The sequence below is a fragment of the Tabrizicola oligotrophica genome, from assembly GCF_011008935.1.
GTDB lineage: Bacteria > Pseudomonadota > Alphaproteobacteria > Rhodobacterales > Rhodobacteraceae > Tabrizicola_A > Tabrizicola_A oligotrophica.
In genome coordinates, this window is sequence record NZ_JAAIVJ010000003.1 from 385,667 (window position 1) to 407,315 (window position 21,649).

The 21,649-nt window shown below is 62.5% G+C and carries 25 protein-coding genes; 10 read left to right on the forward strand and 15 right to left on the reverse strand.

All coding sequences use genetic code 11. From position 1 onward, the window contains the following. Positions 1 to 5: 5 nt before the first annotated feature. Positions 6 to 542: a nucleotide exchange factor GrpE gene (locus G4Z14_RS08320; protein ID WP_164624583.1), complete on the reverse strand. Its 537-nt coding sequence runs from the start codon at positions 540 to 542 to the stop codon at positions 6 to 8. A gap of 34 nt (positions 543 to 576) precedes the next feature. Next, positions 577 to 1,647 (reverse strand): heat-inducible transcriptional repressor HrcA, encoded by a 1,071-nt coding sequence (gene hrcA, locus G4Z14_RS08325; RefSeq protein WP_164624585.1) that lies wholly within the window; start codon positions 1,645 to 1,647, stop codon positions 577 to 579. Between the two features lie 97 nt (positions 1,648 to 1,744). Here hrcA and rph point away from each other — a divergent pair, with 97 nt between their 5' ends. The 3 genes from rph to hemW are packed head-to-tail and all read left to right on the forward strand — an operon-like array spanning position 1,745 to position 4,262. Continuing rightward, positions 1,745 to 2,467 carry a ribonuclease PH gene (gene rph, locus G4Z14_RS08330; protein WP_164624726.1) on the forward strand — a complete coding sequence of 241 codons (723 nt, stop codon included), beginning with the start codon at positions 1,745 to 1,747 and terminating at the stop codon, positions 2,465 to 2,467. After that, positions 2,464 to 3,072 carry an RdgB/HAM1 family non-canonical purine NTP pyrophosphatase gene (gene rdgB, locus G4Z14_RS08335; protein ID WP_164624587.1) on the forward strand — a complete coding sequence of 203 codons (609 nt, stop codon included), beginning with the start codon at positions 2,464 to 2,466 and terminating at the stop codon, positions 3,070 to 3,072. The genes rph and rdgB overlap by 4 nt, the downstream gene beginning before the upstream one ends. 35 nt (positions 3,073 to 3,107) lie before the next feature. Beyond that, positions 3,108 to 4,262 carry a radical SAM family heme chaperone HemW gene (gene hemW / locus G4Z14_RS08340; protein WP_164624589.1) on the forward strand — a complete coding sequence of 385 codons (1,155 nt, stop codon included), beginning with the start codon at positions 3,108 to 3,110 and terminating at the stop codon, positions 4,260 to 4,262. 17 nt (positions 4,263 to 4,279) lie between these two features. On the opposite strand, the gene G4Z14_RS08345 is transcribed toward hemW, so the two are convergent. The 7 genes from G4Z14_RS08345 to G4Z14_RS08375 all read right to left on the reverse strand — a co-directional run bounded on the left by G4Z14_RS08345 (position 4,280) and on the right by G4Z14_RS08375 (position 11,679). After that, positions 4,280 to 5,194, reverse strand: a complete 915-nt coding sequence (locus G4Z14_RS08345; RefSeq protein WP_164624591.1) for a ParB/RepB/Spo0J family partition protein — start codon at positions 5,192 to 5,194, stop codon at positions 4,280 to 4,282. Positions 5,195 to 5,210: 16 nt separating this feature from the next. Then, positions 5,211 to 6,017, reverse strand: coding sequence for a ParA family protein (locus G4Z14_RS08350; protein WP_164624593.1), 807 nt, complete (start codon positions 6,015 to 6,017; stop codon positions 5,211 to 5,213). After that, positions 6,010 to 6,645 (reverse strand): 16S rRNA (guanine(527)-N(7))-methyltransferase RsmG, encoded by a 636-nt coding sequence (gene rsmG, locus G4Z14_RS08355; protein WP_164624595.1) that lies wholly within the window; start codon positions 6,643 to 6,645, stop codon positions 6,010 to 6,012. The genes G4Z14_RS08350 and rsmG overlap by 8 nt, the downstream gene beginning before the upstream one ends. After that, positions 6,642 to 8,504, reverse strand: a complete 1,863-nt coding sequence (mnmG, locus tag G4Z14_RS08360) for a tRNA uridine-5-carboxymethylaminomethyl(34) synthesis enzyme MnmG (RefSeq protein WP_164624597.1) — start codon at positions 8,502 to 8,504, stop codon at positions 6,642 to 6,644. Before mnmG ends, rsmG begins: the two co-directional genes overlap by 4 nt. 11 nt (positions 8,505 to 8,515) lie before the next feature. Next, positions 8,516 to 9,796, reverse strand: coding sequence for a tRNA uridine-5-carboxymethylaminomethyl(34) synthesis GTPase MnmE (mnmE, locus tag G4Z14_RS08365; RefSeq protein WP_164624599.1), 1,281 nt, complete (start codon positions 9,794 to 9,796; stop codon positions 8,516 to 8,518). Between the two features lie 27 nt (positions 9,797 to 9,823). Next, positions 9,824 to 11,095 carry a transcription termination factor Rho gene (gene rho / locus G4Z14_RS08370; protein ID WP_164624601.1) on the reverse strand — a complete coding sequence of 424 codons (1,272 nt, stop codon included), beginning with the start codon at positions 11,093 to 11,095 and terminating at the stop codon, positions 9,824 to 9,826. Positions 11,096 to 11,214: 119 nt separating this feature from the next. Continuing rightward, the gene (locus G4Z14_RS08375; RefSeq protein WP_164624604.1) at positions 11,215 to 11,679 is read right to left on the reverse strand and encodes a CopD family protein; all 465 of its coding nucleotides are present in this window, start codon (positions 11,677 to 11,679) and stop codon (positions 11,215 to 11,217) included. A gap of 386 nt (positions 11,680 to 12,065) precedes the next feature. Between G4Z14_RS08375 and G4Z14_RS08380 the strand changes: the two genes are divergently transcribed. From G4Z14_RS08380 to dnaQ, 4 genes are read left to right on the forward strand one after another with little or no spacing between them, the layout of a single operon-like run. Beyond that, positions 12,066 to 12,665, forward strand: coding sequence for a Maf family protein (locus G4Z14_RS08380; protein WP_164624606.1), 600 nt, complete (start codon positions 12,066 to 12,068; stop codon positions 12,663 to 12,665). Then, a complete protein-coding gene (locus tag G4Z14_RS08385; RefSeq protein ID WP_164624608.1) occupies positions 12,662 to 13,501 on the forward strand; it encodes a shikimate dehydrogenase in 840 nt (279 codons plus the stop codon). Before G4Z14_RS08380 ends, G4Z14_RS08385 begins: the two co-directional genes overlap by 4 nt. Then, positions 13,498 to 14,106, forward strand: coding sequence for a dephospho-CoA kinase (coaE, locus tag G4Z14_RS08390; protein ID WP_164624609.1), 609 nt, complete (start codon positions 13,498 to 13,500; stop codon positions 14,104 to 14,106). Before G4Z14_RS08385 ends, coaE begins: the two co-directional genes overlap by 4 nt. Next, entirely contained in the window at positions 14,099 to 14,797 is a 699-nt protein-coding gene (dnaQ, locus tag G4Z14_RS08395; protein WP_164624611.1) for a DNA polymerase III subunit epsilon, read from the forward strand. Before coaE ends, dnaQ begins: the two co-directional genes overlap by 8 nt. A 44-nt stretch (positions 14,798 to 14,841) precedes the next feature. Here dnaQ and secB read toward each other — a convergent pair whose 3' ends face one another. Beyond that, positions 14,842 to 15,318: a protein-export chaperone SecB gene (gene secB / locus G4Z14_RS08400; protein ID WP_164624613.1), complete on the reverse strand. Its 477-nt coding sequence runs from the start codon at positions 15,316 to 15,318 to the stop codon at positions 14,842 to 14,844. Positions 15,319 to 15,375: 57 nt separating this feature from the next. After that, positions 15,376 to 15,822, reverse strand: coding sequence for an FxsA family protein (locus G4Z14_RS08405; protein ID WP_164624615.1), 447 nt, complete (start codon positions 15,820 to 15,822; stop codon positions 15,376 to 15,378). Between the two features lie 106 nt (positions 15,823 to 15,928). Here G4Z14_RS08405 and G4Z14_RS08410 point away from each other — a divergent pair, with 106 nt between their 5' ends. From G4Z14_RS08410 to G4Z14_RS08420, 3 genes are read left to right on the forward strand one after another with little or no spacing between them, the layout of a single operon-like run. Beyond that, positions 15,929 to 16,588: a Tim44/TimA family putative adaptor protein gene (locus G4Z14_RS08410; protein WP_164624617.1), complete on the forward strand. Its 660-nt coding sequence runs from the start codon at positions 15,929 to 15,931 to the stop codon at positions 16,586 to 16,588. Positions 16,589 to 16,597: 9 nt separating this feature from the next. Continuing rightward, positions 16,598 to 17,623 (forward strand): murein transglycosylase A, encoded by a 1,026-nt coding sequence (mltA, locus tag G4Z14_RS08415; protein WP_164624619.1) that lies wholly within the window; start codon positions 16,598 to 16,600, stop codon positions 17,621 to 17,623. A 3-nt stretch (positions 17,624 to 17,626) separates the two neighbouring features. Next, the gene (locus G4Z14_RS08420) at positions 17,627 to 18,238 is read left to right on the forward strand and encodes a Smr/MutS family protein (RefSeq protein WP_164624622.1); all 612 of its coding nucleotides are present in this window, start codon (positions 17,627 to 17,629) and stop codon (positions 18,236 to 18,238) included. Here G4Z14_RS08420 and G4Z14_RS08425 read toward each other — a convergent pair whose 3' ends face one another. The 4 genes from G4Z14_RS08425 to trxA all read right to left on the reverse strand — a co-directional run bounded on the left by G4Z14_RS08425 (position 18,239) and on the right by trxA (position 21,611). After that, positions 18,239 to 19,339: an alpha/beta hydrolase gene (locus G4Z14_RS08425; protein ID WP_164624624.1), complete on the reverse strand. Its 1,101-nt coding sequence runs from the start codon at positions 19,337 to 19,339 to the stop codon at positions 18,239 to 18,241. It lies immediately after the preceding gene. Then, complete coding sequence (gene hslU, locus G4Z14_RS08430; RefSeq protein WP_164624626.1) at positions 19,339 to 20,634, reverse strand: ATP-dependent protease ATPase subunit HslU; 1,296 nt, start codon at positions 20,632 to 20,634, stop codon at positions 19,339 to 19,341. Before hslU ends, G4Z14_RS08425 begins: the two co-directional genes overlap by 1 nt. Next, a complete protein-coding gene (gene hslV, locus G4Z14_RS08435; protein ID WP_164624629.1) occupies positions 20,631 to 21,188 on the reverse strand; it encodes an ATP-dependent protease subunit HslV in 558 nt (185 codons plus the stop codon). Before hslV ends, hslU begins: the two co-directional genes overlap by 4 nt. A 96-nt stretch (positions 21,189 to 21,284) precedes the next feature. Continuing rightward, positions 21,285 to 21,611: a thioredoxin gene (gene trxA, locus G4Z14_RS08440; RefSeq protein WP_164624631.1), complete on the reverse strand. Its 327-nt coding sequence runs from the start codon at positions 21,609 to 21,611 to the stop codon at positions 21,285 to 21,287. Positions 21,612 to 21,649 lie beyond the last annotated feature (38 nt).

Consider the following 21,649-nt stretch of genomic DNA (forward strand, 5'->3'; position numbering starts at 1 on the left):
GTCCGTCAGGCGCCGGTATTGGAGGACACCCCGACCTGCGCGGGCCGCAGCAGGCGATCGTGCAGAAGGAAGCCGACCGCCATGACCTGAATGATCTGGCCCGCCTTGGTGCCGGGAACCGGGGCTTCGAACATGGCTTGGTGCGATTGCGGATCAAAGGTGTCGCCGATTGCCGGCTGAACTGCCGAAACGCCGTGTTTTGTCATGACGCTGGTGAGTTCGCGCAGGGTCAGCTCGACGCCCTCGATCAGGGCGCCGGCCTGGGCGCGGGTATCGTCGTTGGCGGCCTCGAGCGCGCGCTTGAGGTTATCGTAGACGGGCAGCAGGTCACGGGCGAGTCTGGTGCCGCCGTATTGCTCGGCCTCGCGACGGTCACGCTCGGCGCGCTTGCGGGAATTTTCGGCATCGGCGAGCGCGCGCATGAAGCGATCGCGCAATTCGTCACGCTCGGCACGGGCGGCTTCAAGTTCGTTCGCCAAGATGCCGTTGTCATCGAGTTCTTCGAGGTTCAGCTCCTCGGTCAGCGGGGTGTCCTGCACCATGGTGGTCGTTATCCTTGCCTGTTCACGTTCGGGGCTAACCTCTGCCGCGCTCGGACAGAAGCTTGCCAACCAACTGCGCCGTATAGTCGACGATCGGAACGATGCGGCCATAGTTGAGCCGGGTAGGTCCGATGACACCGACGGCGCCGATGATCTGTCGATCAGCGTTCATATAGGGAGAGACCACCAGAGAGGAACCCGAAAGTGAAAAAAGCTTGTTCTCGGACCCGATAAAAATGCGCACGCCTTCGCCGCTTTCGGCCAGATCGAGGAATTCGGCGATATCGCGCTTGCGTTCCAGATCGTCGAAGAGCCGGCGGATTCGGTCGATGTCCTGGGTTTCGTGGGTGTCGGCGAGCAGATTCCCTCTGCCGCGGACGATCAGACGCTCGGGCTCGTCCCCCTTGGTTTGCCAGATCGCGAGGCCGCTTTCGACCAGTTCGCGGGCCAGCGAATCGATTTCCTGGCGGCGGCTGGCGATCTCTTGCCCGATGCTCCGACGCAGCTCGGAGAGCGTTTTGCCTTCGGCGATGGCGTTGAGAAAGTTCGCGGCCTCACGCATGGAGGCGGGCGTCTGGCCGATGGGCGGCGTGATCATCCGGTTCTCGACATGGCCGTTGGAGAAGACCAGCACCACCAGTGCACGATCTGCGGCAAGGCCGACAAACTCGATATGGCGGATGACGGCGTCCTGTTTGGGTGACAGCACGAGGCTGGCGCCATTGGTGATCGCGGAAAGCGTGGCGCTGACGTGGTCGAGAAGGCTGGTGACGTCTTTTTCACCTGACGTCAGGGCGGCATCCATGATTTCGCGATCCTCGGCGGCGACGGAGCCGACTTCGAGCAGGCTGTCGACGAAGAGGCGGAGCCCCTGCTGCGTCGGGATCCGGCCGGCGGAGACATGCGGGCTGTCGAGGAGGCCGAGAAACTCGAGGTCCTGCATGACATTGCGGATGGTGGCGGCGGAGAGCCGCTCGGTCATGCTGCGGGTCAGGGTGCGGGAGCCGACCGGATCGCCGGAAGAAAGGTAGCTTTCGACCACCCTGCGGAAGACTTCGCGGGAGCGGTCGTTCAGATCTGACAGGATGTTGGATTTCTCGGCCATGATCGGGGATTATGGAAACAAGGAGCGCGGCGTCAATGGCGCTTGCATCCGGCAACAGGTCGGGACTATCTGGCGCAAAATCATCCAGGAGGCCAGAATGCGCCCTTCGGCACGCAAACTTGATGAACTGCGCGAAGTTCAGATCGAGATCAACGCAATGGCGCATGCCGAGGGCTCGTGCCTGATCAAGATGGGCGGCACGCATGTGCTGTGTTCGGCTTCGCTGGAAGAAAAGACGCCGCCGTTTCTGAAGAATACCGGCCTGGGCTGGGTGACGGCCGAGTATGGCATGCTGCCTCGGGCAACGCATAGCCGGACCAAACGTGAGGCGGCATCCGGGAAGCAATCTGGAAGAACGCAAGAAATTCAGAGGCTTATCGGACGATCGCTGAGGGCCGGCATTGATCGGGCGGCCTTGGGAGAGCGACAGATCGTCATTGATTGCGATGTGATTCAGGCCGATGGCGGGACGAGATGCGCGTCGATTACCGGCGGGTGGGTTGCGCTTCGACTTGCCGTGAACCGGCTTTTGAAGGCGGGGGCGATTTCCAGTGACCCGATCTTGGACAATGTCGCCGCGATTTCCTGCGGAATCTATGGTGGCCAACCGGTTCTTGACCTGGATTATGCTGAAGATTCAGTTGCCGGGACGGACGGGAACTTCGTCATGACGGGCAAAGGTCGGCTGATCGAGGTTCAGATGTCTGCCGAGGGCAACAGCTTTGCTCAGGATGAGTTGATGGAATTGCTCAAGCTGGCGAAGCTTGGCAGCGCAGCGCTGGTAGCGGCGCAGAATAAGGCGTTGGGGGGAAAGGTTTGACCTGCTGCTTCGGGGATACCCTGATTCTCGCGACCCACAATGAGGGTAAGGTCGAAGAGATGCGCGCCTTGCTGGCGTCGCGCGGGATTGCCGTGAAGTCCGCCGCTGATTTTGGCGTCGAGGCCCCCGAAGAGACAGAAACGACATTCGTCGGAAATGCGAGACTCAAGGCCCACCATGTCGCCAGCCAGACCGGGCTTCCGGCGCTTGCAGATGATTCCGGCATGGAGGTGGAGGCGCTTGGCGGTGCGCCCGGGGTTTTCACCGCGGATTGGGCGGAAACCTCGGCTGGGCGCGACTTCCTTCACGCGATGACGAAGACCTGGGATCTGCTCAAGGCAACGGCAGGAGGCCCGCCCTACAGAGCTCGGTTCTGCTGCACGCTTGTTCTTGCATTTCCTGATGGCCGCGATGAGGTGTTTGAGGCGCATGTCGATGGCGATCTGGTCTGGCCGCTGAGAGGCGAGCTGGGTCACGGCTATGATCCGATGTTTGTGCCCGAAGGACAGAGCCGGACCTTTGCGGAGATGAGCGCCGCGGAGAAGAACGCGATCAGCCACAGGGCGCGGGCCTTTGAGCAGTTTGCCGCGAAATGTTTCACGTGAAACACTGATGATCCCGTTCCAATTCTGGTGCGAACATGTATGACTGGCGACCCGGAGGCTTCGGGCTTTACGTCCACTGGCCATTTTGTCAGGCCAAGTGCCCCTACTGCGACTTCAACAGCCATGTGTCATCGGCTGTTGCGGTCAGCGACTGGCGCGCTGCGTACCGCGCCGAAATTGCCCGCTACGCCGAAGAAACCTCAGGGCGGGTCCTGCAGACCATCTATATCGGAGGCGGCACCCCTTCCTTGATGGATCCCGACCTGATTGCAGACATCATCCAAACCGCACGCGCCAATTGGCCGATGTCAAACGATCTGGAGGTGACGCTTGAGGCAAATCCGAGTTCAGTCGAAGCCGGGCGTTTTCGCGACTATCGCGAAGCCGGCGTGAATCGTGTTTCGCTGGGTGTTCAGGCCCTCGACGATGCTTCTCTCAAGGCCCTTGGCCGATTGCACAACAAGCTTGAGGCGCTGACCGCTCTGGACATCGCGCGGTCGACGTTTGACCGGGTGAACTTCGATCTCATCTACGCACGTCAGTTCCAGACGCTAGCCGCCTGGAAGGACGAGCTGTCGGAAGCCATCTCTATGGCCGGCGATCACCTTTCACTTTACCAGTTGACGATTGAGGACGGCACTGCCTTTGCCGAACGAGAGCGGCGCGGCCGCCTGCCGGGACTGCCGGACGAGGCGCTCTCCGCCGACATGTTTGACCTGACGCAGGACATGACGTCGGCGGCCGGCCTTCCACCCTACGAAGTTTCAAACCACGCGAAAGCGGGCGCCGAATCCCGGCACAACATGATTTACTGGCGGGGCGGCGATTACATTGGCGTCGGCCCCGGCGCGCACGGCAGGATCACCACGGAGCGGGCTCGATTTGCCACAGAAAGCCACCGGAGCCCCGCCGTCTGGCTGGAGCGGGCCTTGAAACTCGGCAGCGGCGAATCGTCCAGGGCCACACTCGATCCCGACGAAATGGGGACAGAGTACCTGCTCATGTCACTGAGAACCAAGGAAGGCCTCGACCTGCGCCGCTATGAGGTCATGCGGGGCAAAGGACTCCCCGAAGGCAAGATGCGGGACCTGATCGCCCTCGGGCTTGTCTGGACGTCCGACGGCCATGTAGGCACCACGGCCGCCGGACGTCCGCTGCTGAACGCAGTCCTGAGAGACTTGTGCGACTGACCCAAGCGCAGACGCACTCAGAGGCGCTTGAGGCTTGCATCCATGGCGGCGGCCGAAAGCGCGCTGCAGAGCAGATCCAGCTGGTCGAGTGATCGATAGGCGAGGGTCATCTTGCCACCCCCGGAATGATCATGATCGATACGAACCCCCATGCCCAGCCCGGCAGCGAGGTCATTCTCCAGGGCCCGGGTGTCCGCATCCTTATCCTCGGGCGCGCGCTTGCGCCTGGGCGCCAGCCCCTCCAGCCCCGCCTTTCGAACCAGATCTTCCGTCTCGCGAACGGAAAGCCCTTTGCCGACAACCTTCAGCGCCAGCTCCCCGGCGTTCGGCGCGGTGACAAGCGCCCGCGCATGGCCCGCCGACAGTTTGCCCGTCGCAACCATAGACTGAACGTCGTCCGGCAGGTTCAAAAGCCTGAGAATGTTTGCAATATGGCTTCGGCTTCTTGAAAGCGCCTCGGCCAGCTTTTCCTGGGTGTGGCCAAATCGATCCATCAACTGACGATACGCCAGCGCCTCCTCAATGGAGTTCAGCTCGGCGCGCTGGATGTTCTCGATGATCGCGATCTCCAGCACTTCAGAATCCGAGAATTCCCGCAGGACGGCCGGAACGGCGTGCAATTGCGCGATCTGCGCTGCCCGCCAACGCCGCTCTCCTGCGACAATCTCATATTTTCCAGAGTCAGCGATCTGACGCACGATCAGGGGCTGAATGATGCCCTTCTGCCGGATCGAATCGGCAAGTTCCTTTAGCGCTGCGGGCTCAAAAGTTCGACGCGGCTGGTTCGGATTTGGAACGATCTCTTCGATCGGCAGCAAGAGGTCCGGCCGCCTCGCAGATGCCGACGGCGCAGCACCGTTGGTCAGATTGATGTCCGCCATCAACGCAGACAACCCGCGCCCGAGGCCCCGACGTTCCGACTTCTTTTCCATGCGCCCAAACTTCCTTTCAGCTTCTCAGGGGGTGCCGCGCCAAGATCTCTGCCGCAAGCGAACGGTAAGCCTCGGCGCCCTTCGATGTCGTGTCATAGCTCAAGACCGGCTGGGCAAAGGACGGCGCCTCGCTGACCCGAACATTTCGCGGAATCATTGTCTTGAACACCAGATCACCCAGCGCTTCCCGCGCGTCTGCTTCCACCTGTTGCGCCAGCCGATTGCGGGTGTCGTGCATCGTCAATAGCACGCCTTCGATCCGAAGCGCAGGATTTGCCGCTTGCCGCACCTCACGGATGGTCAACATGAGCTGTGAAAGCCCCTCGAGCGCGAAGAACTCTGTCTGCAGAGGCACCAGGACGGAGTGACTGGCGACCAGCCCGTTCACCGTCAAGAGATTGAGTGACGGGGGGCAATCGATGAGAATGTAGTCGAAACCGAACTCCGACAGGTCCGGCTGACGAAGCGCGTCGTGAAGCAGGAAGCTCCTTTTCTCGCGCGAAACCAGTTGAATATCCGCCGATGACAGATCGGACGAGGCCGGGCACAGCATCAGGCCTTCGATGGCCGTCGGCTGAACGACACGGCCAATCGCCGCCTCTTCAACCAGAAGGTCATAAGTCGAAACGATTCTCTGTGCGGGAGCGATCCCCAGCCCGGTCGAAGCGTTTCCCTGCGGATCAAGGTCAACAACAAGCACACGCCCGCCCGCCTCGACGAGCGCGGCCGCCAGATTGATGGCCGTCGTGGTTTTGCCCACGCCGCCCTTCTGATTTACCACAGCGAGAATTCGGGTCGAATTTTCACCCAGAAGATCAGCCACGACGCAAGTCCCTCAGAAACAGCACGGAAGCCTTGCTGTCGGTGATGCTGCTGACGCGGTCAACCTCAAAATGCCACGCCTTCCTTGCAGCTTCGATTTCAACCTCGGCCCCCGAGCCCTTGAGGAATGCGCAAATGCCGGACGCCTTGAGATGACGCAGGGCATAGCCACACAGATCATCAAGGGCAGCCAATGCCCGCGCCGATACGACATCCGCAGCTTGAGGCGCCAGGGTCTCGGTGCGACAGGCATGCACAGCGACGACGATGCCGATTTGCCGCGCCGCTTCGGAAAGAAAGACGGCTTTCCGCTTGTCGCTTTCCACCAGGGCCACCTTCAGATCCGGCAGGAATTCATCCGCCAGGATGGCGATGACAAGGCCCGGAAATCCACCGCCGCTTCCTATGTCGAGCCAGAGGCTCTGACTGGCTGCGGCGCAACTGAAAAGTTGTACAGAATCAAGAATATGGCGCTCCCAGATTTGATCGGTCGTGGAGCGCCCGACGACATTGATCGTCGGGTTCCACTTTTGTACCAGATCGACAAGAAGCTCCAGCCGCCGGACCAGCCGACTCGACACCACCAGATCTGACCCCAAGGCACGTCCGAGTCTTTCTTCGCGAGTCATTGCCGGGCGGACCGTTTGGATTTCCGGAGGTGCGCCAGAATCAAGGCCAGCGCCGCCGGCGTCATGCCTTCGATCTTGCCCGCCTGCGACAGTGTTTCCGGTCGCCGAAGCTGAAGCTTGATGGCAAGCTCGGCAGACAGACCAGGCATGCCTTTATAAGTGAAGTCCTCAGGGATCAGAATGTTCTCGTCCTTCTGCATCGCCTCGACATCGTGTCGCTGCCGGTCAAGATACTGCTGATAAAGCGCGTCGTTCTCCAGTTGCGTCCGAATTTTCGGGTCCAGATCATCAACCCTGGGATCAAGCTGAGCAATCTGCTCTCTCGTGACACCGGGCATGGAGAGAAGTTTCCACAAACTGCGCTTTCCGCTGTCGAGATTGACCGCAATGCCGTGGGCATTCAGCTGCTTGGAACTGTGAAGGCTTTCCTCCATAAGCGCCCTCCCCGCGCTGAGCGCTGACCGCTTTCTCTCAAAAGCCGCCGCCCGCTCAGGCCTGACGCAGCCGATCTGGAGGCCCAGCGGCGTGAGGCGTTGATCGGCATTGTCAGCACGGAGGGTCAACCGAAACTCGGCGCGCGAGGTGAACATCCGGTAAGGCTCGGTGACGCCGCGATGGATAAGGTCATCAATCAGGACACCGATATAGCTTTCTGACCTGCCAAAGAGGATCTTTTCCTTTCCGAGAACCATGGCCGCCGCATTAAGACCGGCAACCAGGCCCTGGGCGGCCGCCTCTTCATATCCGGTGGTCCCATTGATCTGACCCGCGAAGAAGAGCCCGTCCACGCTTTGGGTCATCAAGGTCTGGCCAAGACCACGCGGATCAAAGAAATCGTACTCGATCGCATAGGCCGGCTGCAGGATCGCCACCTGCTCGAGGCCGACGATTGATCGAACATAGGCCTCCTGAACGCTGACTGGCAGAGAGGAAGAAATGCCGTTCGGATAGATGGTATGATCGTCAAGCCCTTCAGGCTCAAGGAAGACCTGATGCGAGCTCTTGTCGGCAAAGCGCACGACCTTGTCTTCGATCGACGGGCAGTAGCGCGGCCCGACACCCTCAATAAAGCCGCCATACATCGCAGAAAGGTGGAGATGGTCTCGCACGATGTCGTGCGTCTTTTCGTTCGTGTGGGTAATCCCACAAGTGATCTGGCGAACGACGGGCCCGATGCTCATGAACGAAAACATTGACGGATCGTCGTCGCCGTCCTGACGGTCAGTCCGGCTCCAGTCGATTGTCCGGCCATCCAGCCTTGGCGGCGTTCCGGTCTTGAGCCGACCGCCCCTGATGCCAATCTCGGCAAGCTGTGCGGCAAGACGCAAGGACGGCGCATCGCCCATCCGACCAGCGGGGGTTCGGGCGTCGCCGATATGGATCAGGCCATTCAAAAAAGTTCCCGCCGTAAGGATCGCCGCGCCGCAGGAAATGACCTCACCATTGGCGAGCCCCACGCCCCCGAGGCGGCCCGCGGAAATTTTCAGGTCGGTGACTTCTTCTTCAACGACGGTCAGAAGCGGTTCCCGACCGAGCAAATCCTGCACCGCCTTCCGGTAGAGCTTTCGATCCGTCTGTGCCCTGGGCCCCTGAACAGCAGGGCCCTTTCGCCTGTTCAAAAGCCGAAACTGGATACCCGCAAGGTCCGCACCCTTACCCATCACGCCATCCAGGGCGTCAATCTCGCGAACAAGATGGCCTTTGCCCAATCCACCGATGGCCGGATTGCAGGACATCACCCCGATCTTTTCACGATCCAGCGTGATCAAGGCCGTACGCGCACCCATACGCGCCGCGGCTGCGGCAGCTTCAGTCCCCGCATGGCCGCCCCCGATGACGATGACATCAAAATGTTTCACGTGAAACACCCTCACTTCCCGATGCAAAAGCGCGAAAAGATCTCATCAAGCAGATCTTCGACGCCGACCCGCCCGATCAGGATCTCCAAGGCCCTTGTTGCGCCCCGAATCTCCTCGGCCGTCAACTCAGCCGCACCCATTACCTCGACGAGAGACAGAGCGCTGCTCAAATTTGCCAAGGCCCGCTCCAAACCATGACGCTGTCGCTCCCGAATGACAAGACTGGGCCGCGCCGAAAGAACCTCCAACGCCGCAGCGATGCGCGCGATCAGCTCGTCAAGCCCTTCCCCGGTCAACCCCGAAACCGCACCGGCGCGCATCTCTCGCATGTCGGCCTTCGCCAGAAAGACCAGATCCCTCTCTTCCGGAACAAGCGGCAACTCCTCATCGTCGGCAACAAGAAACACCCTGAGGTCTGCTTGCCGTGCCCGCACAAGGGCGCGCTCAATGCCGCGGAGTTCGATCTGATCTTGCGTATCCCGCAACCCGGCAGTGTCCAGCAGAGTCACCGGCAATCCGGCGATCTCCATCCGAACCTCGATAACATCTCGCGTCGTTCCGGCAATCTCCGACGTTATTGCCGCCTCTCGACCTGCAAGCGCATTCAACAAGGTTGATTTCCCGACGTTCGGCGCACCGACGATCGCCACTTCGAAACCCTCGCGAATCCGCTCGGCCGCCCCGGCCCCCGCAAGCTCGGCAGCGATGGCGTCCCTCACCCGTCCCAGTGCCTGACTGACTTCCTCGGTCACGACCTCGGGCACATCCTCCTCGGAAAAATCAATGGTCGCCTCCAGAAGGGATTGAGAGCGCACAAGATCCCTGCGCCAATCCTCAGCCTTCCTGCCCAGCGCACCACTCAGCACCGCCACAGCCTGCCGCCGTTGTGCCTCGGTTTCCGCATCAATCAGATCTGCCAAACCTTCGATCTGCGTCAGGTCCAGCCGCCCATTCTCCAGCGCCCGGCGGCTGAATTCGCCAGCCTCGGCCAGCCGCAGACCAGGTTGCCGGGACAAGGCTGCCAAAACCGCACTGATGGTTGCCGCCCCACCATGGATCTGAAGCTCGACGCTGCGCTCACCGGTAAAACTCGCGCCCTCTTCGAAGGCCAAAACCAGCGCCTGATCCAGCAACGACCCCTGAAACTTCAGGGGCCGCACCCCGGCCAGCCGAGGCTCCGGCAGAGTGCCACAAAGCGCCGCGGCGGCCTCGAACGCCCGCTCACCCGAAATCCGGATAACAGAAACGCCTGCTTTCCCCCGGGCGCTGGCCAGGGCGAAAATCGTATCCATCGTGCAACCCTTTGCTAAGAAACGCCGTCAGGCGTTCATCGAGTCAAAGAACTCCGCGTTCGACTTGGTCTGCTTCAGCTTCGACAGCAGGAATTCGATGGCATCCGTTGTGCCCATCGGATTCAGGATCCGCCGCAGCACATAGGTCTTCTGCAGATCGATCTTGTCGACCAGAAGATCCTCTTTGCGCGTGCCCGATTTCAGAATGTCGATCGCCGGGAACACCCGCTTGTCCGCCACCTTGCGGTCCAACACGATCTCGCTGTTGCCGGTACCCTTGAACTCTTCGAAGATCACTTCGTCCATCCGGCTGCCGGTGTCGATCAGCGCTGTCGCGATGATGGTCAGCGACCCGCCCTCCTCGATATTGCGCGCCGCACCGAAGAACCGCTTCGGGCGCTGCAAGGCATTGGCATCCACACCCCCGGTCAACACCTTGCCCGAGGACGGCACCACCGTGTTGAACGCCCGACCAAGGCGCGTGATCGAGTCGAGCAGGATCACCACATCCCGCTTGTGCTCCACCAGCCGCTTGGCCTTCTCGATCACCATCTCTGCCACCGCCACATGCCGCGTCGCCGGTTCATCAAAGGTCGAGGACACAACCTCTCCCTTCACCGAGCGCTGCATATCGGTCACCTCTTCGGGGCGCTCATCGATCAGGAGAACAATCAGATAGCACTCCGGATGATTCTTTTCGACGGAATGCGCGATGTTCTGCAAGAGAACCGTCTTGCCAGTTCGCGGCGGCGCCACGATCAGCGCCCGCTGCCCCTTCCCGATCGGACAGACCAGGTCAATGATCCGCGCCGAGCGATCCTTGATCGTCGGATCCTCGATCTCCATCTTCAGCCGCTCGTCGGGATACAACGGCGTCAGGTTGTCGAAGTGAACCTTGTGCCTTGCCTTTTCCGGATCGTCGAAGTTGATCTTCGTGGCCTTCACCAGGCTGAAATACCGCTCGTTCTCGCGCGGCGCCTGAATGACGCCTTCAATCGAATCGCCAGTCCGCAACGAAAACTGCCGGATCATCTCCGGGCTCACATAGATATCGTCCGGTCCCGGCAGATAGTTCGCTTCAGGGCTGCGCAAAAACCCGAACCCGTCCTGCAGCACCTCCAGCACGCCATCGCCGCCGATTTCCCAACCTTCTTCGGCATGCTCCTTCAAAAGCGAGAACATCATCTCGCCCTTGCGCATGCTGGGTGCGTTCTCGATCTCCCATTCCTCTGCCATCGACAACAATTCGGCCGGCGTCTTGGCCTTGAGATCGGCAAGGTTCAAATGCTCAACGGTCATGGGAAACCCCTCGTGCCGCCCGGCGGGCGATCAGTGCAACAAACGTCAGGAAAGCGCTTCCGGCCGGACGGCCCGCGCATGCTCCGCACCTAAGCCCGCCCCTGCGGCGAGTCAAGCATTCAGAACTTCAGGATCACGGCAAAGACGATCATCAACATGAAAACCGTCGGCACCTCGTTCATCATCCGGTAATGCCGCCCGCTCAACCCATTCTCCCCGGCCAGGAACAATTTGCGCCGCGCGGCCAGCCACATGTGAAAGGCAGTCATGCCCAAGACCGCCAGCGCCTTTACCCAGGGCCAGACCTCACTCCAGACCACAATCCCCGGCGTCAGAACCAGCGCCAATCCGAACACCCAGCTTGCCACCATCGCCGGAGTCATGATCGCCCGCAAAAGCAGCCGCTCCTGATGCTGAAACAACAGGTCCATCTCGCTGCCCGGCTGAACGCCCTGCTTCCGCAATCCTTCGACGTGATAGACATAGAGACGCGGCAGGTAAAACAACCCCGCCATCCAGGACATCACCGAGACCACATGCAAGGCCTTGGTCCAAAGATACCACTCCGCCAGGAAATCGCCCATCTTCGCCTCGCAATCCCTTCTTCTTAATAAAGAAGAAAGAAAAAATATTGATGATGATGTAAGCCCTGTGGGTAACGGAATACAACCACAGATCCACGAACTTTTCCCCAGGGAAAAGCCTGTGGACGAAAGTTGACTGAAGTCAAAATGCAATAAATATGTATTTAAAAACAATGTGTTGATTGGATTTCCTTCCACAGGACGCCTTCTGCACCCTGTGGAAGATCACTCATCACCAGTACCGTGGAACCGTTGTCCAGATGTGGAGAACGCCCGCCGCGCGTCTTGACAAAACCGGATAAACCGCCCCCTCCTCGACGCCGAGATCGGATCTGCCCCACATTTTCCGGTTTTGCCCCCGCGCCACCCCGGATTTGTCCACAGCCATGTCCCAGCCCTTCGTCCTGGCCTCCTCCTCCGCCATCCGGCGCGACCTGCTGCGCAACGCCGGCCTTGAGGTCAGCACCCAGGCCGCGCGCATCGACGAGGACACCATCCGCCAAAGTCTGGAGGCCGAGGCCGCCAAACCCCGCGATATCGCCGACGCTCTGGCCGAGATGAAGGCCGCCAAGGTCTCTGCCCGCATGCCCGGCGCTCTCGTTCTGGGCTGCGATCAGGTGCTGGACTTCAAGGGTCAGGTTTTCGCCAAACCCGAAACCGCCGCCGAGGCTCGCCAACACCTGCTGGCGCTCCGCGGCCAGACCCATTCCCTGCTGTCCGCCGCCGTCCTTTATGAATCCGGCAAGCCGGTCTGGCGCCATGTCGGTCAGGCCCGTCTGACCATGCGCAGCTTTTCCGACACCTATCTTGACGCCTATCTGACTCGCAATTGGCCCGCGATCGGCCATTCCGTCGGCGGCTACCAGCTGGAATCCGAGGGCGTCCGGCTATTCGACCGGATCGAGGGCGACTACTTCACAATCCTTGGCCTGCCGCTCCTTCCCCTCTTGTCCTACCTCGCCACACGGGGTCTTATTCCCGCATGACAGATCTGCCCAAAATCCCCCTCGCCGGCGTGATCGGCCACCCCATCGCGCATAGCAGGTCGCCGGCGCTGCATGGGTTCTGGTTGCGCCGCCACGGCATCAAGGGTCATTACATCCCGATGGATGTCGCCCCGGCCGATCTGGAAGCCACGCTGCGTCTGCTGCCAAGAATTGGCTTCGTCGGGCTGAATGTCACCATCCCGCACAAGGAAGCGGTCCTGAAGATCGCCGATGTCATCACCGACCGCGCGGCGCTGATCGGGGCGGCAAACACGCTCATCTTCCGCAAGGATGGCAAGATTCACGCCGACAACACCGATGGCGCCGGCTTCATCGCCAACTTGCGCCAGAACGCCCCGAACTGGAACCCTGCCGCCGGTCCTGCGGCGGTTCTCGGTGCTGGCGGCGCCGCCCGCGCCGTCGTGGCCGCGCTGATCGAGGTCGGCGTGCCGGAAATCCGCATCGCCAATCGCACCCGCCCGCGCGCCGATGCCCTGCGCGCCGATTTCGGCGCCAAACTGTCGGTCCATGAATGGGTTCAGGCCGGCAACATGCTGGACGGGGCGGCGACGGTCATCAACACCACCTCTCTGGGCATGGCTGGCAAGCCCGAGTTCCGCGTGCCGATGGATGCGCTGTCGCCGGGTGCCGTTGTCAATGATCTGGTCTACAACCCTCTGAAAACCCAATTTCTTCTTGAGGCCGAACAGCGCGGCGCCAGCATTGTCGACGGGCTCGGCATGCTGCTGCATCAGGCCGCGCCGGGCTTCGAACGCTGGTTCGGCCCGACGCCCGCGGTCGATGAGGAAACCCGTCAGGCCGTGCTCGGATCATGACCGCCTTTCGCCTTGGCCTCACCGGCTCCATCGGCATGGGCAAATCCACCACTGCGGGGATGTTTGCTGCCGAGGGCTTGCCGGTCTGGGACGCCGACGCCGCCGTCCACCGCCTTTATGGCCCCGATGGTGCCGCCGTTGCCCAGATCGCTGCACTTTGCCCCAGGGCCGCCTCGACCCGCGGCATTGACCGCGCCGCGCTGAAAGACTGGATCGCCGCCGACCCCTCGGCACTGGTGCAGCTTGAATCCATCGTTCACCCGCTCGTCGCCGCTGACCGCGATGCCTTCATCGCCAGCGCCGCAGCGGATATCGTCGTTCTCGATATCCCGCTCCTCTTCGAAAAGGGCACCGAGGCCCAGATGGACGCCACCCTGCTTTGCACGGCCCCTGCCGACCTGCAAAAGGCCCGTGTCCTTGCCCGCGGCACCATGACGGAACGCCAGTTGGCGACCATTCTCGCCCGTCAGATGCCCGATGCCGAAAAGCGGGCCCGCGCCACGCATATCGTCGAAACCCTGTCTGTGGACAGCACCCGCGCCTATGTCCGCGCCCTTATCGCCCATATCCGCGAGACCCAAGCCCGCGAGACCGGCCATGCGTGAGATCGTCCTCGATACCGAAACCACCGGGTTTGAACCCAGCGAAGGCCATCGCATCGTCGAGATCGGTGCGGTGGAGCTGTTCAACCACATGCCCACCGGCAAGACCTATCATCAATACATCAATCCCGAACGCCTGATGCCGAAAGAGGCCTTCGAGGTTCATGGCCTCGGCGATGACTTTCTCCGCGACAAGCCGGTGTTCAAGCAGATCGGTCAGGCGTTTCTCGACTTCATCGGCGATGCAAGACTGGTCATCCACAACGCCGCCTTCGACGTCAAATTCCTGAACTTCGAACTGAAGCGAATGGCGCTGCCCGGCATCGAATGGTCCCGCGCCATCGATACGCTCGCCATCGCCCGGCAAAAGTTCCCCGGCTCCCCGGCTTCGCTCGATGCGCTCTGCCGCCGTTTTGGCGTGGACAACTCCGCGCGCGAGAAACACGGCGCGCTGCTCGATAGCGAGATCCTGGCCGAGGTCTATCTCGAACTGATCGGCGGTCGGCAACCGGATTTCGGGCTGGCGAGCCAGCCCTCGAAATCCGCTGCCAGCGCGGTGGCCCAGCATGACGACTGGCGGCCCCGCCCCCGCCCGGAACCCTTGCCGCCCCGTCTGACGGCAGAGGAAGCCGCCAGCCATGCGGCCTTTGTGGCAAAGCTTGGCGAAAACGCGCTCTGGGCCAAGCGGAAGTGAAAAGACCGGCCCGCCTGGGCCGGCCTTCCACTATCACATCAGGTTCAGTTGGCCGGCGTCTGGGCCTGTGCCCGCCGCGCCATCTCTTGCCGGTAAAGCACGAGGAAATCGACGGTGTCGATGTTCAGGGGCGGGAAGCCGCCGTCACGCGTCACATCCGAGATGATCCGGCGCACGAAGGGGAACAGCATCCGCGGGCATTCGATCAGCAGGAAAGGATGCAGCTGTTCTTCCGGTACGCCTTCGACATGGAATACCCCGCCGTAATCGACCTCCAGCAGGAACAGCGTGTCGCCATTGGCCTTGTTCTTCGAGGTAACCTTGTATTTCGTCACGATCTCGAACTGGTGATCTGCCTGCCGCTTGCGGGCGTCAAGGCTGACCGCGACCTGAATATCGGGCTGCACATCGGCCCCGGTGATGCCCTTCTGGGCCACCATGTTCTCGAAAGACATGTCACGCACGAACTGCGCCAGAACCGACATCCGCACCTGCGGCGTCGCGCCGTTTTCCTCGGCCATTGCACTCACTCCTGTTGAACGGGTCGCGGGTGTTCCTAGCAGGTCAGGACCACGGCCTCAATCCTGCGTCCACTGCGAAGGCGGCAGCCGTTCGCCCTGGGGCCGGCGCAGCTCTTCGTAGTCGCCTTCGATGATGTCGTCGTGTTGCGCGGTCGCCCTGCGGAACATGAAGCCAGAAGCGGACAACCTCTGGCCCAGAAGCACCACCATCAGGCGCTGAACCGGTGGCAGCAACAGCAAGAGCCCCAGCGCGCTGGTGAAAAAACCCGGCACGATCAACAGGAGCCCGGCCAGAAGGGAAAGCCCCTTGCCGGCCATCTGCATCATCGGATCGCGCGACCGCGGCTGTCCGACCTGCCCGCCGCGCCGCAGGATCGCCGCGCCCAGAACGGTTGAGCCAAGCACGAAAAACAATGTCAGCCAAAGGCCCAGAACACCGCCAAGAACCACGAACAGCGTGATCTCGATCAGTGGCACGGCAAGAAGCAGCAAGAAAACCGGCATGGCCCCATCCTTTGGCGTGCCTAACTGGACTTGGCCGCCCCCAACCCCTACATAAGATCACAACCCCCCCGGCTCAACTGCCGGGAGCAATTGTTCCGAGGTGTCCATGAACTCGTCGTTGTTGCAGCTTCTGGTCCTTGCCGGGATCGCGGTTTTCCTGATCCTGAAACTGCGCTCGGTCTTGGGCACGCGCGAAGGCTTTGAAAAGCCTCCGGTTCCGGCCGATCAGGTGCGGTCGCGTGGCAAGCGGAATTTCGAGGTGATCGAAGGTGGCCCGGACCGCGACATCACCGATCACGCCGCCGAAGGCTCCGAGATCGCCCGTGCCCTTGCGCAGATGAAACAGGCCGAGCCCGGGTTCTCGGTATCTGACTTCCTGACGGGTGCCCGCGGTGCCTATGAGATGATCCTCATGGCCTTCGAGCGCGGTGATATCGAGGCGATCCGCCCCTTCCTCAGCGATGAGGTCGAAGCCAGCTTTGCCCAGGCCATCAATGCCCGCGAACGCGAAGGCCTGTCGGTCGAGGCGAATTTTGTCGGTCTGCGCGAATTGGCCATCGCCGAGGCGGAGTATGACGCGACCAGCCGCACTGCCGAAATCACCGTGCGCTTCACCGGCGAGCTGACCTCGGTGGTCAAGAACGCCGCCGGCGAGGTGGTGGACGGGCATCCAACCAGCGTGAAGCGTCAGCGTGACGGCTGGACTTTTGCCCGCCGCATGGGGGTACAGGACCCGAACTGGCAGCTTGTGGCCACTGCGGACTGACAGGGGGTCATGCGTGCCGTCCTTGCCCTATGCCTTGCGGCGCTGGTCATGACCTGGGCGACCGGCGCCCCGGCGCAGATGCTGGATTTCGAGGCGCTGGACGGCTGGGAGCATGACAATCACCGGGCCGGGCTGACTGCCTTCCTGCAGACCTGCGATCTGCTGACCGATCCCGACTGGCGCCCGATCTGCGCCTTTGCCGCCGATGCCGGGGCCTCGGACGCCTCCGCCAAGTCGTTCTTCGAGCTGTTCTTCAAGCCGGTCATCATCGGCACGCCGCCTGCGCTTTTCACCGGCTATTACGAGCCGGAACTGAACGGCGCGCTGACCCGCAGTCCGCGCTTCGCCTATCCGATCTATCGCAAGCCCCCGGAACTGACCGAAGGCCAGACTTATCTGGACCGCGCCGCCATCGAAGCCGGCGCGCTGCGCGGCCGCGGGTTGGAGCTTGCCTGGCTGGAAGACCCGGTTGAAGTCTATTTCCTGCATGTTCAAGGTTCTGGACGTATCCGCTTGCCGGATGGACAGATGATGCGCGTGGGCTATGGTGGCAAAAACGGGCATCCCTATCGCTCCATCGGGCAGGAAATGATCCGCCGCGGCACCCATACATTGGCGGAGGTTTCCGCGCAGGAAATCCGCTCCTGGGTCAGGCGGAGCGGAAGGTCTGGCAGTGCGCTGCTGAATCACAACCCGTCTTACGTCTTCTTCCGCAGGCTTGATGACCTGCCCGCCGGCAAGGGGCCGATCGGAGCCATGGGGCGGTCGATCACCGACCTGCGCTCGGTGGCAATTGATCCGGATTTTACGCCGCTCGGCGCGCCGCTCTGGATCGAGAAAGACGGCACCAGCCCTTTGCGTCGCCTGATGGTGGCGCAGGATACCGGCGGGGCTATCAAGGGCATGCAGCGGGCCGATATCTTTTATGGTACGGGGGATGCCGCGGGCGATGCAGCGGGAATGGTCAAGGATGGCGGACGGCTGATCGTGCTTCTGCCCATCGACCGCGCCTATGCCATGTTGCCGGAAGACTGAGCCGTGGTCCGCCGCCGCTCCCTTCGTCCCGAAGAGCAGGAGATCTGGGCCGCAGTGGCGCGCACTGCGACGCCGATGCATCCGGGCCGCCAGCTTTTCCTGAAAGAGGTGGACAGTTCGGCCAAGGCCGTGCCGGTGCAGGCCGAAGCCCCGATGCCGCACGGCCATGCCCAGCCGCGGATGCCGCTGTTCCGGCTGGGCGAAAAGGCGCGATCCGCAACCAGCATCGACCTGCTGCCCACCCCGGCCGAGGCGCTGGCGGCAGCGCCCTTGCAGATGGACGCCAAGACTCACGGCAAGATGACCCGCGGCAAGCTGATGCCCGAGGCGCGCATCGACCTGCATGGCATGACCCTGTCCGAGGCGCATCCAGAGCTGATCCGTTTCCTCCTAAACGCCCAGTCCGACGGCATGCGGCTGGTTCTGGTCATCACCGGCAAGGGCAAGCGCGGGCAGGATATCGGCCCCATTCCGCAGCGCATGGGTGTCTTGCGCCATCAGGTGCCGCAATGGCTGCGTCTGCCGCCGCTGGGGCAGGCCGTGCAACAAGTGGCCGAAGCGCATCTGAAACACGGCGGCTCGGGCGCCTATTACGTCTACCTGCGCCGCCGCTGACTACTGGTTCACTTCCACCGCAATCTCGGCCACCGGGCGCAACACGATCTGCGTCGCGTTCTGCACCGAGAGCACCACCCCCGAGACCAGACCGATGCGCCGCGCGCGGTCGGCCTCGAACGCGCCCTCGATCTGGCCGATACTGTCGATCAGCCGGATCAGTGCCGGGCTGTCGCCCAGAATGAAATGGCCCGTCCCGCTGCCAAACTCGCCGACATCAAGGAACGTCACTTCAAGATCGGCAAGCCGCGAGACATCCGACAGCGAGCCGAGCCGTTCGGATTGCCCGGTGAGCTGCGCCGAAAGCCGCAGCAGCTTGTCGCGGTCCGATCCGAAGATCAGGAAGGGCTGCGGCAGCTTGCCGATCGCCTTGGCCTGCATGCGGAACAGGTCGACGTCGATGTCGGGCGAGATCAGGATCACCCCGGCCAGCCGGTCCAGCGTGGCCCGGTCGCCGCGAATGGCGGCTTGCCGCAGCGACTCCATCGCCAGGGCAGAGCCCATGGAATGCGCCACCAGCAGGATGCGCCGCGCCCCGGCAGCCGCGACCTCGTCCATCAGCTTTTCCAGCCCGTCGCGGGCGAACATCGCGGAATCGCGGTCATAGACATAGCCAAGCGGCCGCGCGGCGGAAGGCCAGGCGTAATGCACCACCGTTCCGGGCAATTCCAGATCATGGGCGAATTGCGCCACCCGGTAGAGCCCTTCGGAGAAATTGTTGTTGTAGCCATGCACGAAGATCACCGCTTCCTGCCCGTGGGCGGCCAGATCGCGCTTCAGATCAGCGCGAAAGGCCGGATCGCTGCCGTAGACCACTTCGGCCGTGGTCAGGAAGTGGCGCCGCGGGTCGGGCCTCGCCAGACGGGTCGGCCAGTTGATCTCGCCTGCCTCGCGCAGCGGCGGGATCGAAATGTCATAGCGGGCAAAGCGCATCTCTTCCGAGCGCGCGGGGCCAAAACGGCCGCCGTCAAACTCCCGCGTGGTGCCGATGAACACCGGCGTCACATCCCCGACTGCCGCCGCCGCGGGGTCAAGCGTGATCGCGCCGCGCGGGGCGCAGGCCAGAAGGACGATGAACGGCAGGATCAGGGCGAAGCGCACTACAGCACATATCGCGATATGTCGGCCGAGCGCGACAGTGCGCCGAGATGCCGTTCGACAAAGCCCGCATCCACCGTCACGCTGTCGCCGGATCGGTCGGGGGCCGTGAAGGACAGCTCTTCGAACACCCGTTCCATCACCGTGTAGAGCCGGCGCGCGCCGATGTTCTCGACGCTGCGGTTCACCTCGGCGGCAATGCGGGCCAGCGCGGCGATGCCGTCGGCGGTAAAGCTGACCGCGACATCCTCGGTTGCCATCAGCGCGGCATATTGCCGGGTCAGCGCGTTGTCGGTCTCGGTCAGGATGCGGACGAAATCCTCCTCGGTCAGCGGCGCCAGCTCCACCCGGATCGGCAGGCGGCCCTGCAGTTCCGGCAACAGATCCGACGGTTTGGCGATGTGGAACGCGCCCGAAGCGATGAACAGGATATGGTCGGTTTTCACCGGGCCGTATTTGGTGGAAACCGTAGTGCCTTCGATCAGCGGCAAGAGATCGCGCTGCACGCCTTCGCGGCTGACATCGGCGCCGCGCGCATCGGAGCGGGCGCAGATCTTGTCGATTTCATCAAGAAAAACAATGCCGTTTTCCTGAACCGCCTCCAGCGCCGCGGCCTTCACCGCCTCGTCGTCCAAAAGCTTGTCCGCCTCCTGGCCAAGCAGGAGATCATAGCTGTCGGCCACCGTCACCCGCTTGCGCGCGGTGCGGCCGCTGAAGGCCTTGAACAGGTCATTCAGCCCCTGCATCTGGTTTTCCATGCCGGGCATCATGCCGAACATGCCCTGCGGCCCGGCCTCCTGCACCTCGATCTCGATCATCGTGCTGTCCAGCTCGCCCCGCTTCAGCTTGCCGCGGAACATCTCGCGGGTCTGTTCGCGGGCGTCCTTGCCGGCCAGCGCCTCGATCACCCGGTTCTCGGCCGCCTCGCGGGCGCGGGCGCGCACGTCGTCGCGCATCCGGGCGCGGGTGTCGATCATCGCGGCGTCGACCAGATCGCGGATGATGCTGTCGACATCGCGACCGACATAGCCGACCTCGGTGAACTTGGTGGCCTCGATTTTCAGGAAGGGCGCCTTGGCCAGCTTGGCCAGACGGCGGGAAATCTCGGTCTTGCCGACCCCGGTCGGGCCGATCATCAGGATGTTCTTCGGGTAGACCTCGTCGCGCAGGTCATCGGCCAGTTGCTTGCGGCGCCAGCGGTTGCGCAGGGCGACGGCGACCGCGCGCTTGGCCTCGCGCTGGCCGATGATGTGGCGGTCAAGCTCCGAGACGATCTCGCGCGGGGTCAGGTTGGTCATTTGGTGATGGCCTCCACCGTCAGGTTGCCGTTGGTGTAGACGCAGATGTCGGCGGCAATCGCCATGGCGCGACGGGCGATGTCTTCGGCGGGCAGATCCGACTGCATCAGCCCCCGCGCGGCGGCCAGTGCGAAATTCCCGCCCGAACCGATCGCGGCGACGTCATGTTCGGGCTCCAGCACGTCGCCCGCGCCGGTGATGACGTAAAGATCGGACCCGTCGGTGACGATCAGCATGGCCTCGAGGTTGCGCAGGTATTTGTCCATGCGCCAGTCTTTCGCCAGCTCGACACAGGCGCGGGCCAATTGGCCGGGGGCGCTTTCCAGCTTTTTCTCCAGCCGTTCCAGAAGGGTGAAGGCATCGGCGGTCGAGCCGGCAAAGCCGCAGACCACGTCATGCCCGCCGGGCGACAGCCGGCGCACCTTGCGGGCGGTGCCTTTGATGACCGTGTTGCCAAGGCTGACCTGACCATCGCCGGCCACCACCACTTGCGCGCCCCGGCGCACCGCCAGAATGGTCGTGCCGTGCCAGCCGGGGAATTTGTCGTCCGCCATGGGTCTCTCCATCGTTTCGGTCACTATGGAAGGGCGGGGCGGAAAACAAAAGGGCGGCCGCAATGGGCCGCCCTTACGCCTGATGATTTCCGCCGATCAGATTGCGGACTGAATCCAGTTGGCCAGCGCAGCCTTGGGCGCGGCGCCGATCTTGTTCGACACCACCTGCCCGTCCTTGAACAGGAACAGTGCCGGAATGCCGCGCACGCCCAGAACCGCCGGGCTGTCGGGGTTTTCGTCGACGTTGACCTTCACGATCTTGACCTTGCCGGCATATTCGGCGGCAAGCTCTTCAAGCGCCGGGCCGATCTGGCGGCAGGGGCCGCACCATTCGGCCCAGAAATCGACGACGACGGGGATGGCCGACTTGCGGACTTCGGCGTCGAAGGTGGCATCGGTGACGGCGACGGTATTGGCACCCATGGCGGGACTCCTGAGGGAATTGGTCAGGCAGCGAAGCT

What these genes read in the sequence shown, in the direction of transcription:
- G4Z14_RS08320 (WP_164624583.1), bottom strand. Translation starts at nt 542, where the DNA reads ATGGTGCAGGACACCCCGCTGACCGAGGAGCTGAACCTCGAAGAACTC.
- hrcA (WP_164624585.1), bottom strand. Translation starts at nt 1,647, where the DNA reads ATGGCCGAGAAATCCAACATCCTGTCAGATCTGAACGACCGCTCCCGC.
- rph (WP_164624726.1), top strand. Translation starts at nt 1,745, where the DNA reads ATGCGCCCTTCGGCACGCAAACTTGATGAACTGCGCGAAGTTCAGATC.
- hemW (WP_164624589.1), top strand. Translation starts at nt 3,108, where the DNA reads ATGTATGACTGGCGACCCGGAGGCTTCGGGCTTTACGTCCACTGGCCA.
- G4Z14_RS08345 (WP_164624591.1), bottom strand. Translation starts at nt 5,194, where the DNA reads ATGGAAAAGAAGTCGGAACGTCGGGGCCTCGGGCGCGGGTTGTCTGCG.
- rsmG (WP_164624595.1), bottom strand. Translation starts at nt 6,645, where the DNA reads ATGACTCGCGAAGAAAGACTCGGACGTGCCTTGGGGTCAGATCTGGTG.
- mnmE (WP_164624599.1), bottom strand. Translation starts at nt 9,796, where the DNA reads ATGGATACGATTTTCGCCCTGGCCAGCGCCCGGGGGAAAGCAGGCGTT.
- rho (WP_164624601.1), bottom strand. Translation starts at nt 11,095, where the DNA reads ATGACCGTTGAGCATTTGAACCTTGCCGATCTCAAGGCCAAGACGCCG.
- G4Z14_RS08375 (WP_164624604.1), bottom strand. Translation starts at nt 11,679, where the DNA reads ATGGGCGATTTCCTGGCGGAGTGGTATCTTTGGACCAAGGCCTTGCAT.
- G4Z14_RS08380 (WP_164624606.1), top strand. Translation starts at nt 12,066, where the DNA reads ATGTCCCAGCCCTTCGTCCTGGCCTCCTCCTCCGCCATCCGGCGCGAC.
- G4Z14_RS08385 (WP_164624608.1), top strand. Translation starts at nt 12,662, where the DNA reads ATGACAGATCTGCCCAAAATCCCCCTCGCCGGCGTGATCGGCCACCCC.
- coaE (WP_164624609.1), top strand. Translation starts at nt 13,498, where the DNA reads ATGACCGCCTTTCGCCTTGGCCTCACCGGCTCCATCGGCATGGGCAAA.
- dnaQ (WP_164624611.1), top strand. Translation starts at nt 14,099, where the DNA reads ATGCGTGAGATCGTCCTCGATACCGAAACCACCGGGTTTGAACCCAGC.
- secB (WP_164624613.1), bottom strand. Translation starts at nt 15,318, where the DNA reads ATGGCCGAGGAAAACGGCGCGACGCCGCAGGTGCGGATGTCGGTTCTG.
- G4Z14_RS08405 (WP_164624615.1), bottom strand. Translation starts at nt 15,822, where the DNA reads ATGCCGGTTTTCTTGCTGCTTCTTGCCGTGCCACTGATCGAGATCACG.
- G4Z14_RS08410 (WP_164624617.1), top strand. Translation starts at nt 15,929, where the DNA reads ATGAACTCGTCGTTGTTGCAGCTTCTGGTCCTTGCCGGGATCGCGGTT.
- mltA (WP_164624619.1), top strand. Translation starts at nt 16,598, where the DNA reads ATGCGTGCCGTCCTTGCCCTATGCCTTGCGGCGCTGGTCATGACCTGG.
- hslU (WP_164624626.1), bottom strand. Translation starts at nt 20,634, where the DNA reads ATGACCAACCTGACCCCGCGCGAGATCGTCTCGGAGCTTGACCGCCAC.
- hslV (WP_164624629.1), bottom strand. Translation starts at nt 21,188, where the DNA reads ATGGCGGACGACAAATTCCCCGGCTGGCACGGCACGACCATTCTGGCG.
- trxA (WP_164624631.1), bottom strand. Translation starts at nt 21,611, where the DNA reads ATGGGTGCCAATACCGTCGCCGTCACCGATGCCACCTTCGACGCCGAA.